Below are 15955 nucleotides of genomic sequence, written 5' to 3'. Positions count from 1 at the left end.
ACGACGGTGGCGGAACGTAGCACGGCTGCCGTCGACGTGGCCGACAACAGCGGCGACGAGCCGCTTGCCGCGCAGGCGGTCAAGGCCACGGCCGACGGGGTGGACACGCAGAACGGACGAGCCGCGGACGGACGCATGCCGGAAAAGGACGCCGAACGCACCCCCGCGGCCCCCGTGGCCGCACCCGAACTGCACAGTGGCCACAAGCTCGCCAGACGCTACCGGCTCGAAGAGTGCGTCACCCGTGTGGACGGATTCAGCAGCTGGCGTGCGATGGACGAGAAGCTGCGCCGGGCCGTCGGCGTCCACCTGCTCCCCGCCGACCATCCGCGGGCGCGCTCCGTCCTGGCGGCCGCCCGGTCCTCCGCACTGCTCGGCGACCCCCGGTTCGTCCAGGTCCTCGACGCCGTGGAGGAGAACGACCTCGTCTACGTCGTCCACGAATGGCTGCCCGACGCCACCGAGCTCACCGCTCTCCTCGCCGCCGGCCCGCTGGAGGCCCACGAGGCGTACCAGCTCGTCAGCCAGGTCTCCCAGGCCATGGCGGCCGCGCACCGCGAGGGGCTCGCGCACCTGCGCCTGACGCCCAGCGCGATACTGCGCACCTCCACCGGGCAGTACCGGATCCGCGGCCTCGCCGTGAACGCGGCCCTGCGCGGCATCACCAGCGACACCCCGCAGCGTGCCGACACCGAGGCGATCGGTGCGCTCCTCTACGCGGCCCTCACCCAGCGGTGGCCTTACGAGGACGATGCCTACGGCCTCACCGGCCTGCCCAAGGGCGTGGGGCTGATCGCTCCCGACCAGGTCCGCGCCGGCGTCCACCGGGGGCTGGGCGAACTGGCCATGCGCGCCCTCGCCAACGACGGCGCCACCGCCTCCCGGCAGGAGCCCGCCTGCACCTCCCCGGAGGAACTGGCCAAGGCCGTCGCCGCGATGCCCCGCATCCGCCCGCCCGAGCCGGCCTTCGCCGCGCCGCCGGAGTACCAGAACACCACCTACCAGCAGGGCAGCTACGGCCGCCCCGCCGCCGCCGGCTCGATGTCGGTCCAGAACATCACGGTCGCCGCCCCCGCCCCGCTGCAGAGCCGTACCGGCCGGGTCCTCAAATGGGGGGTCGCCGCCCTGCTGATCGCCGCCCTGGGCCTCGGCAGCTGGCAGCTCGCCGACACCCTCCTGGAACGCGTGAACCAGGGGAGCAACAGCGATACCGGTCCGGCCGAGCCGCCGGCGGACGACGCCCCCGCGAAGAAGGACCCGGACAAGCCCCTGCCGCTGGCCCGCGCGTCGGTCCTCACCCTGGGCGGAGACAAGATCAAGCCCGAGGACGTGGACAAGGCCATCGACGGTGACACCGGTACGGCCTGGATCACTCCGCACTACCGCGACTACGCCAACTTCGGAAACCTCCCCGCCCGCAAGGACGGCACCGGGGTCGTCGTCGACCTCGGCAGCGTGCAGAACGTGACGGGGCTCGACCTCGACCTGCACCTGGCCGGCCAGAAGCTCCAGGTCCTCGCGGCGCCTCCCGAAGCCTCGGCCCCGGACTCGCTGGCGGAGTTCTCGCAGGTGATCGCCAAAAAGGCGGTCGCGCAGAAGAAGCTGCAGGCCACCCTGGAGAATCCGGTCCGCACCCGCTACGTGCTGGTCCACATCACCGAGCTGGGCCCCGAAGGCGGCGACAGCTACCGGGGCGGCATCAGCGACATCAAGATCCTCGGCCACGGTTCCTGAACCGTCCGGCCGCCACGGGCCCGCTGCGCCACCCGGCCGGCGGGCCCTCGTGTTTCCCCCGCACAGGCCGTAACCTCCCTGCGGGAGGGAAGGTGTGATGCACGACGCAGCGAACGGCGATGCCAGCGACGCAGACCTGCTGGCCAGGCATGCCGACGGGGATCCCGAGGCCTTCGGGGAGCTGGTACGCCGCCACCGCGACCGCCTCTGGGCCGTGGCCCTGCGCACCCTCGGTGACCGGGAGGAGGCCGCCGACGCCGTCCAAGACGCCCTGGTGTCCGCCTACCGGGCCGCACACACCTTCCGCGGGGAGTCGGCCGTCACCACCTGGCTGCACCGCATCACCGTCAACGCCTGCCTCGACCGGGCCCGCAAGGCCGCATCCCGCAGGACCGCGCCCCTGAACGACACGGAGCGCCTGGAGCTCCTCCTGGAGCCCCACGAGTCCGCCGAGGCACCGGCGGAGCGGGAAGACCTCCACCGTGAGCTGCTGGCCGCGCTCGCCACCCTCCCGCCGGATCAGCGGGCCGCTCTCGTCCTGGTGGACATGCAGGGCTACCCGGTGGCCGAAGCCGCCCGCGTGCTCGACGTGCCCACCGGGACCGTGAAGAGCCGGTGCGCCCGCGGCCGGGCCAAACTCGTCCCCCTCCTCACTCATCTGCGCTCGAATGCCGGGGGTAACACCGAGGTGGAGCGGGGAAGGAACCGGACGCCGGGCACAGCCGTCACATCAGCGGCAGAACCCAGGCATCCAGACCCAGACGCTGTGAAGGGCGGAGGTGGACGACCGTGACTCCCCCGACAGGCGTGCCCGGTACGACCGGTGCGGTCCGGCACCCGGACGTCTCGGAGATCTCCGATCTGACCGAGGGGCTCCTCTCGCCCGCCCGGGCCGCTGAGGTCCGCCGCCACCTCGGCGCCTGCGAGCTGTGCGCCGACGTGCACGGCTCCCTGGAGGAGATCCGCGGTCTGCTGGGCACCCTCCCCGGGCCGTCCCGGATGCCCGCCGACGTGGCGGGCCGCATCGATGCGGCCCTCGCCGCCGAGGCGCTCCTCGATTCCACCTCCCCCCGAGAGCACGACCAGCCTGACGCCACGGCCGCGCCCGACACCACGGACAGCGGTGTTTCACGTGAAACATCCCGAGCCGCCGCGCCGGGAACCCGGGCGCACCGCCCCGCCGGCCACCCGGTCGGCCCCACCGGACCGGGCCGCCGCCGGGCCCGCCGCACAATGGCGGTGCTCGCGGGACTGGTGGGCGCCGGCGCCTGCGCCCTGGGCCTCTTCCTGTTCGGCGACCTCAACGTCCCGGCAGGCCGCGACGGCACCGCCGCCGGCCGGACCACGAACTCCGCCGCCGCACCGCGCGCCGATGCCGGGTCCTACACCGCACAGGGACTCCAGGACAGCGTCCGGCATCTGCTGGGCACCGGGCCGGGCCTCAAGACCGCTCCCGAGGGGCAGAACAACACCTACGGGTTGGAGAACACCTCCCCGGGAGCCGGGATCGCCCCCGGCGACCGCGCCGCATCCTCCGTCCCGTCCTGTGTCCAGCAGGCCACCGGCCGCACCGAGGCCCCGCTGGCCTCGGAACGCGGGAGCTACCAGGGCGGGGACGCCTACCTCCTCGTTCTGCCGCACTCCGGGGACACCGCCCGGGTGGATGCCTACGTGGTCGACAGCAGCTGCGAGAACGGCGCTTCGGACGCCCCCGGACGGCTGGTGCTGAAGGAGACGTTCTCCCGCAGTTGACCCCCGTCCGGACCCCCGGCGTCCGCACTCGGACAGAACGGGAATGCGGGCGCCGTAGGATCCGTTGGGTGGGGTGAGAGTCCGCACCGGCCCCCGGTAGGCAGCACGCAGTCCGCAGAGACGAGGAAGAAACCCGTGAGCGACGTCCGAAACGTGATCATCATCGGCTCCGGGCCGGCCGGTTACACCGCCGCCCTGTACACCGCACGCGCTTCGCTCAAGCCCCTGGTCTTCGAGGGTGCCGTCACCGCCGGCGGCGCTCTGATGAACACCACCGAGGTCGAGAACTTCCCCGGCTTCCGGGACGGCATCATGGGCCCGGACCTGATGGACAACATGCGTGCGCAGGCCGAGCGGTTCGGCGCCGAGCTGGTGCCCGACGACATCGTGTCCGTGGACCTCACCGGTGAGATCAAGACCGTCACCGACACCGCCGGTACCGTCCACCGTGCCAAGGCCGTCATCGTGACCACCGGCTCGCAGCACCGCAAGCTCGGGCTGCCGAATGAGGACGCGCTCTCCGGCCGCGGTGTCTCCTGGTGCGCCACCTGTGACGGATTCTTCTTCAAGGACCAGGACATCGCCGTGGTCGGCGGCGGCGACACCGCGATCGAGGAGGCGACCTTCCTCTCCCGCTTCGCCAAGTCGGTCACGATCGTCCACCGCCGTGACAGCCTGCGGGCTTCCAAGGCCATGCAGGACCGCGCCTTCGCCGATCCCAAGATCAAGTTCGCCTGGGACAGCGAGGTCGCCGAGATCCATGGCGAGCAGAAGCTGTCCGGTCTGACCCTGCGCAACACCAAGACCGGTGAGACCTCCGCGCTGCCCGTGACCGGCCTGTTCATCGCCGTCGGCCACGACCCGCGCACCGAGCTCTTCAAGGAGCAGCTGGAGCTCGACGACGAGGGCTACCTCAAGGTCGCCGCTCCCTCCACGCGAACCAACCTCACCGGCGTGTTCGGCGCCGGCGACGTCGTGGACCACACGTACCGTCAGGCGATCACCGCCGCCGGCACGGGTTGCTCCGCCGCCCTCGACGCCGAGCGCTTCCTCGCCGCCCTCGCGGACTCCGAGCACGCGCACGCAACCGTCTGATCCCGCTCCATCCCCACCCACACCCCCGCAGGAAAAGAAGGAGGCCGCTGTGGCCGGCACCCTCAAGAACGTGACCGACGCTGACTTCGACGCCGAGGTCCTCGCGAGCGACAAGCCCGTACTGGTGGACTTCTGGGCCGCTTGGTGCGGTCCGTGCCGCCAGATCGCGCCGTCCCTCGAGGCCATCGCCGCCGAGTACGGCGACCAGATCGAGGTCGTCAAGCTCAACATCGACGAGAACCCGGCCACCGCCGCCAAGTACGGCGTCATGTCCATCCCGACGCTGAACGTCTACCAGGGCGGCGAGGTCGCCAAGACCATCGTCGGAGCCAAGCCCAAGGCCGCCATCCTGCGCGACCTCTCGGACTTCGTCGAGGTCAAGACCGCCTGACGCAAAGAGCCGCGCGAAGAGCGCAGCCGAAGCGAACGGGGCCGTTCCCTGCAGGGGACGGCCCCGTTGCGTTTGCTCCGGCTCACAGCGGGCGCAGGGCCGGTTCCTTCCGGGCCCCGCCGAGCAACCGGTCCAGCGCCAGCTCCACGTCTTCCTTCCACGAGAGGGTCGACCGCAGTTCCAGGCGCAGCCGCGGGTGCAGGGGGTGCGGGCGGACCGTTTTGAACCCCACCGCCAGCAGGTGGTCCGCCGGCAGCAGGCATGCCGGGCCCTCCCACCGTGCATCCCCGAACGCCTCGATGGCCCGGAACCCCCGCCTCAACAGATCCTTGGCCACCGTCTGCACCATGACCCGGCCCAGGCCCTGCCCCTGGTAGCCCGGCATGATCCACGCGGTGATCAGCTGGACCGCGTCCGGTGAGACGGGGCTGGTCGGGAAGGCGGTGGCCCGGGGCACATAGGCGGGCGGGGCGCACAGCACGAAGCCGACCGGGACCTCGTCCACATAGACGACGCGACCGCACGAGCCCCACTCCAACAGGACGGCGGAGATCCACGCCTCCTTCTCCCGGTCAGCGTGCCCCGCCTTCACCGCGGCCTCACCACTGACGGGATCCAGCTCCCAGAACACACAGGACCGGCAACGCCGGGGCAGGTCCTGGAGGTTGTCCAGCGTGAGCGGTACCAACCGTCGACCCATGAACGCATCGTATCCACTGGTCCGTCCTTCTTGGACGGAACAAGCCCCGTCGGCCCGAGCCGTCGGGGCCCGCACACAGAACAGGGCGGACCGCCCCGGTTCACTCCGGCACGATCCGCCCCTGTGTCCTCGGCGGGCTCAGGTCACTCCCCGGACGGACCCTGCTCCAGTACCCGGCCCTCGCCCGGCGCCAGCGTGCCCAGAATCCGCTCCAGGTCCTCCACCGAGGCGAACTCGACGGTGATCTTGCCCTTCTTCTGGCCCAGGTCGACCTTCACCCGCGTCTCAAAGCGGTCGGACAGCCGGCTCGCCAGATTGTTGAGCGCCGGAGCCAGCCGGGCCCCCGCCCGCGGTCCCTTCGGCTTGACCGTGCTGGAGGGCTCCGAGGCCATCAGCGTCACGATCTCCTCGACCGCGCGCACCGACAGACCTTCCGCCACGATGCGGTGGGCCAGCCGGTCCTGCTCCTGGGAGTCCTCCACGGAGAGCAGGGCACGCGCATGCCCCGCCGACAGGACCCCCGCAGCAACACGCCGCTGGACGGAGGGCGACAGTTTCAGCAGGCGCAGCGTGTTCGAGACCTGGGGGCGCGAGCGCCCGATCCGGTCGGCCAGCTGGTCATGGGTGCAGTTGAAGTCCTGAAGCAGCTGATCGTACGCGGCAGCCTCCTCCAACGGGTTCAGCTGCGCCCGGTGCAGGTTCTCCAGCAGGGCGTCCAGCAGCAGCTTCTCGTCGTCCGTCGCCCTGATGATCGCCGGGATGCGCTGCAGACCGGCCTCCCGGCACGCCCGCCAGCGCCGCTCACCCATGATCAGCTCATAGCGGCCCGGCGCCGCCTGACGCACGACCACCGGCTGGAGCAGACCGACTTCCTGGATGGAGGTCACCAGCTCCGCCAGGGCGTCCTCGTCGAACACCTCGCGCGGCTGCCGCGGGTTCGGGGTGATGACGTCCATCGGAAGTTCCGCGAACGTCGCCCCCGCCACACCCGGGGTGTTCTCCGGCTCTCGCGTCGGCTCGGGCACGCTCACCGAAGCCGCCTCCGCCGATGTTTCACGTGAAACATCGGCTTGCGCCAGTGCGGCGAGCTTCGCCGCGGCGACCCCCCGCTCCGACGTCAGCGTCGGCACCGCCGACGGAGACGTCGAACCGCCACCGATCACCGGCGGCGTCTTCTCCTGCGGAGCCGCCGGAATCAGCGCACCGAGCCCCCGCCCCAGACCTCTGCGTCGCTCACTCACTGGATCCCCTCCGCCATACTCTGCGTGCTGTTCATGCCCGCGCCCAGATGGGCGTGCCGGGCGTCGTACTGAATGCCGACCCCGCGGTACGCGATCTCGCGCGCCGCCTCCAGATAGGAGAGGGAGCCGCTGGAACCCGGGTCGTAGGTGAGCACCGTCTGTCCGTAGCTCGGCGCCTCCGAGATGCGCACCGACCGCGGAATGCTCGTCCGCAGCACCTCCTTGCCGAAGTGGCTGCGCACCTCGTCCGCCACTTGGGAGGCCAGCCGGGTCCTGCCGTCGTACATCGTCAGCAGGATCGTCGAGACGTGCAGGTTCGGGTTCAGGTGGGCCCGCACCAGGTCGACATTGCGCAGCAGCTGACCCAGTCCCTCCAGCGCGTAGTACTCGCACTGAATCGGGATCAGGACCTCTGCGCCGGCCACCAGGGCGTTCACCGTCAGCAGCCCCAGGGAGGGCGGGCAGTCGATCAGGATGTAGTCCAACGGCTGCTCGTACGCCTGGATGGCCCGCTGGAGTCGGCTCTCGCGGGCCACCAGGGACACCAGCTCGATCTCCGCACCCGCCAGATCGATGGTGGCAGGGGCGCAGAACAGGCCCTCCACGTCCACCACGGGCTGGACGACCTCCAACAACGGCCGGCTGTCCACCAGGACGTCGTAGATCGAGGGGACGTCTGCGTGGTGGTCGATGCCCAGCGCCGTGGAGGCGTTGCCCTGCGGATCAAGGTCGATCACCAGGACCCGCGCCCCGTGCAAGGCCAGGGAGGCCGCCAGGTTCACGGTCGTCGTGGTCTTCCCGACGCCGCCCTTCTGGTTGGCCACGACCATGACCCTGGTCTGCTCGGGCCTCGGCAGGGCTTCCCCGGACCGCCCGAGCGTCTCCACGGCGATTTGGGCGGCTCGGCCGATGGGGGTGTCGTTGTCTACCAGTGGGGGAGGCGATGTTTCACGTGAAACATCCTCACCCACCGCTTCAGAGCGGGGACCGGGGACCGGGTCGGCCATCGGCCCCGCGAGGTTGGCGTCGGACCGCACGGTGTCACTCTCCTCGGCATCAGGCTCGCGATGAACAGAGCCTCCCATGTCACCGGGGTCGCGAACCAGCGGGGCCCGTACTCCTGTGGATGAATCCACCGATGTGGACAACTCCGTCCCCCCAGCGTCCTTGCGGTTCCGGGGGGACGCGGCCGCACGGCCGCGGCTGATGATTCCGTGCAGCAGAGAGCGACGTTTCACGTGAAACACGATGCCTGGACGCGGTCTGCCGACCCCTACGACACTCCGAAATCCATACCTATAGGGCCCAACGGATACGCATATCCGCCGGGCCGGACAGAACAGAGGGCTCAGCGTCGCCGACGCGTACGGCCCACCCGGGCTGCCTTGGCCCGTTTGGCCGCGAACCTCACCCCGCCGGGGCTCTCGCCGACCTCGACCCGCACCACCGTCGACAGCGGGTCCACCACGCCCTCGCCGACATGCAGCACCGAGGTCTTCACCACGCCGAGTTTGGCCAGCGCAGTCTTGGCCGCCACCAGCTCCTCCTCGGCGGTGTCGCCCTTCAGCGCCAGCATCTCGCCGTAGGGACGCAGCAGCGGCACGCCCCAGCCGGCCAGCCGGTCCAGCGGAGCCACCGCGCGCGCCGTGACCACATGGACGGGCTGCACCTTGCCGAGCACCTCTTCGGCCCGGCCGCGCACCACGGTCACGTGGTCCAGGCCCAGGAGCTCCACGGCCTCTTGCAGGAAGGTCGTCCGCCTCAGCAACGGCTCCAGCAGCGTGATCTTCAGGTCACGCCGGACCAGGGCCAGCGGAATACCGGGCAGACCCGCACCCGAACCCACATCGCACACGGTGACGCCCTGCGGCACCACCTCCGACAGGACCGCGCAGTTCAGCAGGTGCCGCTCCCACAGGCGCGGCACCTCGCGCGGGCCGATGAGGCCCCGCTTGACACCCGCGTCCGCCAGCAGCTCCGCGTACCGCACAGCTTCCGGGAAAAACTCACCGAACACCGCGCGCGCCTCTTCAGGCGCCGGGGGAAGCTCAGCTGCCTCCGTCACGGGGACCGTCCTTCCGTACCGCAAGGTCTCGTAAAACCACGTCGTGGATTGCCGCGTCGTCCACACGGCCAGGCTGACAAACATCGGCCCCGCCTGCGATACAGACGGGGCCGAGCACTGTCGCTACCGGTCAGGCCGGGAGCACAACGACGAAGCGCTGCGGCTCCTCGCCCTCGGACTCGCTCCGCAGGCCGGCGGCCGCCACGGCGTCGTGGACGACCTTCCGCTCGAACGGGGTCATCGGCGCCAGCTTCAGCGGCTCACCGGAGGCCTTCACGTCCGCCGCCGCCTGGGCGCCGAGCGCCGCCAGCTCCTCGCGCTTCTGCGCCCGGAACCCGGCGATGTCCAGCATCAGACGGCTGCGGTCCCCGGTCTCGCGGTGCACCGCGAGGCGGGTCAGCTCCTGCAGGGCCTCCAGGACCTCACCGTCGCGGCCCACGAGCTTCTGCAGGTCACGGTCCGAGTCGCTGACGATGGACACCGCGGCCCGGTCGGCCTCGACGTCCATGTCGATGTCACCGTCCAGATCGGCGATGTCCAGCAGGCCCTCAAGGTAGTCGGCGGCGATCTCGCCTTCCTGCTCCAGGCGAGTCAGGGTGTCGCCACCCTCAGCGGCGGCGGTGGTGGTGCCTTCCGTCACGGGAGGGACTCCTTCTTACTTCTTGGGAGAGGGCTTGGTGGGCGTCTGACGCTTGGATTTGGTCTGCCGCTTGGGCTGCTGCCGCTTGGCACCGGCACCGCCGCTCGCCGCATCCGCATCGGCCGTGGCCTCGGAACTCTTGGCGACCGAACCGTCCGCCTGGGCGGCCAGGCCCTGCTTGGTGAGCGCGGTGATGAACTTGCGCTCGTTGTCGTTGCGGTCCGGGCCCTTGGCCACGATGGCCGCCACGATCTTCTTCTTGCCGCGTCCCTTGACGTCGCCGTGCGAGCTGATGTGCTTCAGGAGGCGGGTCAGGTACTGGTCCTGGGCCTTGCTGCCCGGCGTCGGGTTCTGGTTGATCACGTACATCTGCTGGCCCATGGTCCACACGTTGGTGGTCAGCCAGTAGACGAGGACACCGACGGGGAAGTTGATGCCCATGACCGCGAAGATCACGGGGAAGATGTACATCAGCATCTTCTGCTGCTGCATGAAGGGCGTCTTGACCGAGAGGTCGACGTTCTTCGCCATCAGCTGGCGCTGCGTGTAGAACTGCGACAGCGACATCATCACGATCATGACGGCGGTGACGATGCGCACGTTGGTGACCGAGGCGTCCAGCTCAGCGACCTTCGCGGCGCTGTCCGTGAACTTCGAGGCCAGCGGGGCGCCGAAAATGTGCGCCTGGCGGGCGCTCTGCAGCAGCGACTCGTTGATGACGCCGATGGTCTTGCCGTTGGCGATGCTTGCAAGCACGTGGTAGAGCGCGAAGAAGAACGGGGACTGCGCCAGGATGGGAAGGCACGAGGAGAGCGGGTTGGTACCCGTCTCCTTGTACAGCTTCATCATCTCTTCGGACTGACGCTGCTTGTCGTTCTTGTAGCGCTCCTGGATCGCCTTCATCTTCGGCTGGAGCGCCTGCATGCCACGCGTCGCCTTGATCTGCTTCACGAAGAGCGGGATCAGGCAGATACGGATCAAAACCACCAGGGACACGATGGACAGGCCCCAGGCCCAGCCACTGTCCGCTCCGAAGATCGCCCCGTACAGGGAGTGGAACTGGACGATGATCCACGAAACGGGTGTGGTGATAAAGCTGAACAGACCGGCAATCGTGTCCACTAATCAGGCTCCTTGAGCATTGCGAGATCTACGCAACGCACTGCGCAGCTGCTCGTGCCAACGCGGGCGTTTACGGGGTGGGACGTGGTCCACACCACCCGGAGACCACGGATTGCACCGCAGGATCCGCCAGGCGGTCAGAACCGTCCCCTTCACCGCACCATGTCGGTCGATGGCCGCAAACCCGTAGTGCGAGCACGAGGGGTAGTAGCGGCACACCGGTCCGAGCAGCGGACTGATCGTCCACTGGTACAGCTTGATCAAAGCGAGCAGCGGGTACTTCATCGAGCCACGCCTCCCAGGAGCCGCACCAGCGCGGCATCCAGGTCCCGGGCCAGTTCGTCGGGGCCGGCGTCACCCGCTCCGGGCAACGCACGTACCACCACCAGGCTACCGGCGGGCAGCTGGGCCAGCCGATCGCGGACCAGGTGGCGCAGACGGCGCTTGACCCGGTTGCGGACGACGGCGACGCCGACAGCCTTGCTGACGACGAAACCCGCACGCGTCGAGGGAACTGTCTCCCCCGGCTCGTGCGGGTCCGTTGCACCGCTGGTACGTAGGTGGACGACGAGGAGCGGGCGACCGGCCCGGCGACCTCGGCGTACCGCGCTCGCGAAGTCCTCGCGCCGCCTCAGCCGATTCTCGGGAGACAGCACGACGTCACGACCTGCGTGTGGTTACGCGGAAAGGGCGGCGCGGCCCTTGCCACGACGGTTCGCGAGGATGGCGCGACCAGCACGGGTACGCATCCGGAGACGGAAGCCGTGGGTCTTGGCACGACGGCGGTTGTTCGGCTGGAAGGTGCGCTTGCTCACTCGGGGGCTCCAGAGAATGAATCGTTGTGGCGGGACATCGCCTGGCTGTCACCGTGCGCCCACGAGGAAATCTCGCGTGTTCGCCCGTGTGGCACCGCTAATTGATCACGATCCGTGACCTTCGCCCATCGGTAGGCAGGCGGCAGCAGCCATCGACAACTCGACCTCGTTACGGTACGCGCGGCTACGCCATCCGGTCAAACCGAGGAGACGGTGCCCCACACTGTGCACAGGCTGTGGACAACGACTTGAACCGTACCCGTCGCGCTGACTACCGTTGCCTGACCCTGGATTTTTTGTCCCGACCGTCCCAAAGAACCACACATTCGTGGGACCCCCTGTGAGAGAGCGTGCTCTGTGGCTGACGTACCTGCCGATCTTGCCGCAGTGTGGCCAAGGGTGCTCGAAAAGCTCCTCGGGGAGGGACAGCCGGGCATCGAGCCCAAGGACAAGCAGTGGGTCGAGCGGTGCCAGCCGCTGGCGCTCGTCGCCGACACCGCACTGCTCGCCGTCCCCAACGAATGGGGCAAGCGCGTCCTGGAGGGCCGCCTCGCCCCCTTGATCAGCGACGCCCTCAGCCGCGAGTGCGGCCGCCCCATCCGGATCGCCATCACCGTGGACGACTCGGCCGGCGAGCCCGCTCCCCCCACGCCCCCCGCCCAGCAGGGCGGCTACGAGCCGTACGGCGGCCAGCGCGGCGGCGGCCACAGCGGTCCCGGCGGCGGCCCCTCCGACGACCAGCTCCCCACGGCCCGGCCCGCCTACCCCGACTACCAGCAGCAGCGGCCCGAGCCCGGCGCCTGGCCCCGCGGCGGCCAGCAGGACGACTACGGCTGGCAGCAGCCACGTCTCGGCGGCTTCCCCGAGCGCGACCCCTATGCCTCCCCGCAGCCCGGCTACCTCCAGCAGTCCGAGCCCTCCGGCTACGACCAGGGCTCCTACGAACAGCAGAAGTACGAGCAGCAGAAGTACGAGCAGTCCCCTTACGACTCCCAGCAGTCGCACCAGTCCCACCAGTCGCGCCCGTACGAGCAGCCCTCGTCCCGGCCCTCGCCCGGCCGGCCCTCCTCGGCCCCCGCACCGTCCAGCGGCTCCACCTCGGGGCCGCTGGAGCCGACCGCCCGGCTGAACCCCAAGTACCTCTTCGACACCTTCGTCATCGGCGCCTCGAACCGCTTCGCGCACGCCGCAGCGGTGGCCGTGGCCGAGGCGCCGGCCAAGGCCTACAACCCCCTCTTCATCTACGGGGAGTCCGGCCTCGGCAAGACGCACCTGCTGCACGCCATCGGGCACTACGCGCGGAGCCTGTACCCCGGCACCCGCGTGCGGTACGTGAGCTCCGAGGAGTTCACCAACGAGTTCATCAACTCGATCCGCGACGGCAAGGGCGACGCGTTCCGCAAGCGGTACCGCGAGATGGACATCCTGCTCGTCGACGACATCCAGTTCCTGGCGAGCAAGGAGTCGACGCAGGAGGAGTTCTTCCACACCTTCAACACGCTCCACAACGCGAACAAGCAGATCGTGCTCTCCTCCGACCGGCCGCCCAAGCAGCTGGTCACCCTGGAGGACCGGCTCCGCAACCGCTTCGAGTGGGGCCTGATCACCGACGTCCAGCCGCCCGAGCTGGAGACCCGCATCGCGATCCTGCGCAAGAAGGCCGTCCAGGAACAGCTCAACGCCCCGCCGGAGGTACTGGAGTTCATCGCCTCCCGCATCTCGCGCAACATCCGCGAGCTGGAAGGGGCGCTGATCCGCGTCACGGCCTTCGCGAGCCTCAACCGCCAGCCGGTGGACCTGGGCCTCACCGAGGACGTCCTGAAGAACCTGATCCCGGGCGGCGAGGACAGCGCACCGGAGATCACCGCCTCGGACATCATGGCGGCCACCGCGGACTACTTCGGGCTCACCGTGGAGGACCTGTGCGGCTCCTCCCGCAGCCGCGTGCTGGTCACCGCGCGCCAGATCGCCATGTACCTGTGCCGGGAGCTCACGGACCTCTCCCTGCCCAAGATCGGGGCCCAGTTCGGCGGCCGCGACCACACCACCGTGATGCACGCGGACCGCAAGATCCGCGCGCTGATGGCGGAGCGCCGCTCCATCTACAACCAGGTCACCGAGCTCACGAACCGCATCAAGAACGCCTGACCGCCCGACCGCCCGACCGCCCGACCCGGCCCGGTCTGCCTGCCCCTCCCCGGGGCAGCGGCCGGGCTTCTCCATGCCCGGCCGCCCGGTCGCCGGACCCGCCTCCGGGACTGCCTCCGGGACCGCCTCAGGACCTCCTCCGGACCGGCCGCCGGACCCGCCTCCGAGACAGCTCCGACGGTCCTCCGGACGGCCCTCCGGACCCGCCTTCAGACCTGTCTCCGAAGGCTCCCGAGCCGCGTCGCAAGCACCCGAACACCCCGTGCAGAGGGCGCCCCGGGAGCGTTCCGGGGGCGCCCTTCCCCAGCCGCGCGCTCCTGACCTGTTCGAATACGCCCTCTCAGGAGCAACTCATCCACAGATTCGGGGACTTTCTTCCGTCCACACCCTGGGGACGGCCACCGTCACCCACAATCTGTCCACAGGGCTCCCGGGTGAGGGATCATCAGACCAGGTCAACACCCTGTGGAATTGTGCGCAACCCTTATCCACAGGCTGTGGACAAAATCTGTGTCCCCAGCACCTTCCACCCCTCTGTCCCACCGTCCACCCACAGGTTGCCGCATCCTGTGCACAGGGCGCGGGCACTTCTCCACACCGTTGTCCACTGTTCGGCAACCCGGGGGGCCCTCTCACCGTCCGGAGTGAAAGCGGTCACACGGATGTAGACGTTTGGCCTGTGGAGTACCGGGGAAAAGCTGGGGACGCACCTGTGGAGTACCGGGGGTCACCTGGGGACGGCCTGTGCAGAACTTTTTGTTCTCCACAGGGACACGGGGTTGTCCACCGGTGCCGCCCACAGGGCCGGTGGATAAAAAACTGGGGTTGACCTGGGAAAACGGGGTTATCCACCGTATCCACAGGCCCTACTACTACTCCCATGAAGAGTGAGACCGGATTCGGTTTTCAAGCGGGTCCTGTGCACAACTCGGCGGGCAGCCCCGGCGACGCTCCGTCCCCGACTTGACCGCCGGCCGCACCGAGTGTCGGCGCAGTACGTCAGACTGGTCCCCGGCATCGGTCGAGGCACCGACGAGCCGACGACGAAGGCCGGCAGGACGAGCGAGCAACAGCAGGAGGCGGTTCCGGTGAAGATCCGGGTGGAGCGCGACGTACTCGCGGAGGCGGTGGCTTGGGCGGCCCGCAGCCTCCCGGCCCGGCCGCCGGTGCCCGTTCTCGCGGGCCTGCTGCTGAAGGCGGAAGAGGGCACGCTGAGCCTGTCCGGCTTCGACTACGAGGTCTCGGCCCGCGTCTCCGTCGAGGCCGACGTCGAGGAGGACGGCACCGTCCTCGTCTCCGGCCGGCTGCTCGCCGACATCTGCCGCGCCCTGCCCAACCGCCCGGTGGAGATTTCCACAGACGGTGTACGGGCGACCGTGGTCTGCGGCTCCTCCCGGTTCACCCTCCACACCCTGCCGGTGGAGGAGTACCCGGCCCTGCCGCAGATGCCGACCGCGACCGGCACCGTGCCCGGTGAGGTCTTCGCCTCCGCCGCCGCCCAGGTCGCCATCGCCGCCGGCCGCGACGACACGCTGCCCGTGCTGACCGGTGTCCGCATCGAGATCGAGGGCGACCGCGTCACGCTGGCCTCCACCGACCGCTACCGCTTCGCGGTCCGCGAGTTCCTGTGGAAGCCGGAGGACCCCGAGGCCTCCGCGGTGGCCCTGGTCCCCGCGAAGACCCTCCTGGACACCGCCAAGTCCCTGACCAGCGGCGACACCGTCACCCTGGCGCTCTCCGGCTCCGGCCAGGGCGAGGGCCTGATCGGTTTCGAGGGCGCGGGCCGCCGCACCACCACCCGCCTCCTCGAAGGCGACCTGCCGAAGTACCGCACGCTCTTCCCGACCGAGTTCAACTCCGTCGCCGTGATCGAGACCGCCCCGTTCGTCGAGGCCGTCAAGCGCGTGGCCCTCGTCGCCGAGCGGAACACGCCGGTACGGCTGAGCTTCGAACAGGGCGTGCTCATCCTGGAAGCCGGTTCCAGCGACGATGCACAGGCTGTGGAGCGCGTCGACGCGCAGCTGGAGGGTGACGACATCTCGATCGCCTTCAACCCGACCTTCCTGCTGGACGGCCTGAGCGCGATCGACTCGCCCGCGGCCCAGCTGAGCTTCACCACGTCCACCAAGCCGGCGCTGCTCAGCGGCCGTCCGGCAGTCGACGCGGAAGCCGACGAGGCCTACAAGTACCTGATCATGCCGGTGCGCCTCTCCGGTTGATCCGCCGCAGGTCAGGCCCGGTTTCGCAGGATG

General features: G+C 69.7%; 16 protein-coding genes. 7 read left to right on the top strand and 9 right to left on the bottom strand.

The window, feature by feature from the left end; translation table 11 throughout:
- Positions 1–6: 6 nt before the first annotated feature.
- The 5 genes from ACLJTM_RS12855 (at position 7) to trxA (ending at position 4972) form a co-directional block, all read left to right on the top strand.
- A complete protein-coding gene (locus ACLJTM_RS12855) occupies positions 7–1734 on the top strand; it encodes a protein kinase family protein (protein ID WP_411103642.1) in 1728 nt (575 codons plus the stop codon).
- 97 nt (positions 1735–1831) lie between these two features.
- Positions 1832–2527 (top strand): RNA polymerase sigma factor SigM, encoded by a 696-nt coding sequence (sigM, locus tag ACLJTM_RS12850; RefSeq protein ID WP_411103641.1) that lies wholly within the window; start codon positions 1832–1834, stop codon positions 2525–2527.
- Positions 2524–3486, top strand: a complete 963-nt coding sequence (locus tag ACLJTM_RS12845; protein ID WP_411103640.1) for a hypothetical protein — start codon at positions 2524–2526, stop codon at positions 3484–3486. Before sigM ends, ACLJTM_RS12845 begins: the two co-directional genes overlap by 4 nt.
- Positions 3487–3621: 135 nt before the next feature.
- The gene (gene trxB, locus ACLJTM_RS12840) at positions 3622–4581 is read left to right on the top strand and encodes a thioredoxin-disulfide reductase (RefSeq protein ID WP_411103639.1); all 960 of its coding nucleotides are present in this window, start codon (positions 3622–3624) and stop codon (positions 4579–4581) included.
- A gap of 49 nt (positions 4582–4630) precedes the next feature.
- Entirely contained in the window at positions 4631–4972 is a 342-nt protein-coding gene (gene trxA, locus ACLJTM_RS12835; RefSeq protein ID WP_411103638.1) for a thioredoxin, read from the top strand.
- A gap of 82 nt (positions 4973–5054) precedes the next feature.
- On the opposite strand, the gene ACLJTM_RS12830 is transcribed toward trxA, so the two are convergent.
- The 9 genes from ACLJTM_RS12830 to rpmH all read right to left on the bottom strand — a co-directional run bounded on the left by ACLJTM_RS12830 (position 5055) and on the right by rpmH (position 11555).
- Positions 5055–5672 carry a GNAT family N-acetyltransferase gene (locus ACLJTM_RS12830; RefSeq protein ID WP_411103637.1) on the bottom strand — a complete coding sequence of 206 codons (618 nt, stop codon included), beginning with the start codon at positions 5670–5672 and terminating at the stop codon, positions 5055–5057.
- A gap of 143 nt (positions 5673–5815) precedes the next feature.
- Positions 5816–6913, bottom strand: coding sequence for a ParB/RepB/Spo0J family partition protein (locus ACLJTM_RS12825; protein WP_411103636.1), 1098 nt, complete (start codon positions 6911–6913; stop codon positions 5816–5818).
- Positions 6910–7998, bottom strand: coding sequence for a ParA family protein (locus ACLJTM_RS12820; RefSeq protein ID WP_411103635.1), 1089 nt, complete (start codon positions 7996–7998; stop codon positions 6910–6912). The genes ACLJTM_RS12825 and ACLJTM_RS12820 overlap by 4 nt, the downstream gene beginning before the upstream one ends.
- A gap of 263 nt (positions 7999–8261) precedes the next feature.
- Positions 8262–8978 (bottom strand): 16S rRNA (guanine(527)-N(7))-methyltransferase RsmG, encoded by a 717-nt coding sequence (gene rsmG, locus ACLJTM_RS12815; protein WP_411103634.1) that lies wholly within the window; start codon positions 8976–8978, stop codon positions 8262–8264.
- Between the two features lie 130 nt (positions 8979–9108).
- Complete coding sequence (locus ACLJTM_RS12810) at positions 9109–9618, bottom strand: protein jag (RefSeq protein ID WP_411103633.1); 510 nt, start codon at positions 9616–9618, stop codon at positions 9109–9111.
- A 15-nt stretch (positions 9619–9633) separates the two neighbouring features.
- Entirely contained in the window at positions 9634–10740 is a 1107-nt protein-coding gene (yidC, locus tag ACLJTM_RS12805) for a membrane protein insertase YidC (protein ID WP_411103632.1), read from the bottom strand.
- A 3-nt stretch (positions 10741–10743) separates the two neighbouring features.
- The gene (gene yidD, locus ACLJTM_RS12800) at positions 10744–11025 is read right to left on the bottom strand and encodes a membrane protein insertion efficiency factor YidD (RefSeq protein WP_383987261.1); all 282 of its coding nucleotides are present in this window, start codon (positions 11023–11025) and stop codon (positions 10744–10746) included.
- The gene (gene rnpA / locus ACLJTM_RS12795) at positions 11022–11396 is read right to left on the bottom strand and encodes a ribonuclease P protein component (RefSeq protein ID WP_411103630.1); all 375 of its coding nucleotides are present in this window, start codon (positions 11394–11396) and stop codon (positions 11022–11024) included. The genes yidD and rnpA overlap by 4 nt, the downstream gene beginning before the upstream one ends.
- A gap of 21 nt (positions 11397–11417) precedes the next feature.
- Positions 11418–11555, bottom strand: coding sequence for a 50S ribosomal protein L34 (rpmH, locus tag ACLJTM_RS12790; protein WP_008741645.1), 138 nt, complete (start codon positions 11553–11555; stop codon positions 11418–11420).
- A gap of 357 nt (positions 11556–11912) precedes the next feature.
- On the opposite strand from rpmH, the gene dnaA reads away from it, so the two are divergent.
- Together dnaA and dnaN are read left to right on the top strand one after the other, a co-directional pair.
- The gene (gene dnaA / locus ACLJTM_RS12785; protein WP_411103629.1) at positions 11913–13703 is read left to right on the top strand and encodes a chromosomal replication initiator protein DnaA; all 1791 of its coding nucleotides are present in this window, start codon (positions 11913–11915) and stop codon (positions 13701–13703) included.
- Positions 13704–14791: 1088 nt separating this feature from the next.
- Complete coding sequence (gene dnaN / locus ACLJTM_RS12780) at positions 14792–15922, top strand: DNA polymerase III subunit beta (protein ID WP_411103628.1); 1131 nt, start codon at positions 14792–14794, stop codon at positions 15920–15922.
- Positions 15923–15955: the final 33 nt, after the last annotated feature.

Origin of the sequence: Streptomyces sp. cmx-4-9, assembly GCF_046548835.1 — a bacterium.
In the GTDB taxonomy this organism is placed as follows: Bacteria; Actinomycetota; Actinomycetes; order Streptomycetales; family Streptomycetaceae; genus Streptomyces.
This window is presented reverse-complemented; position numbering and strand designations above follow the sequence as displayed.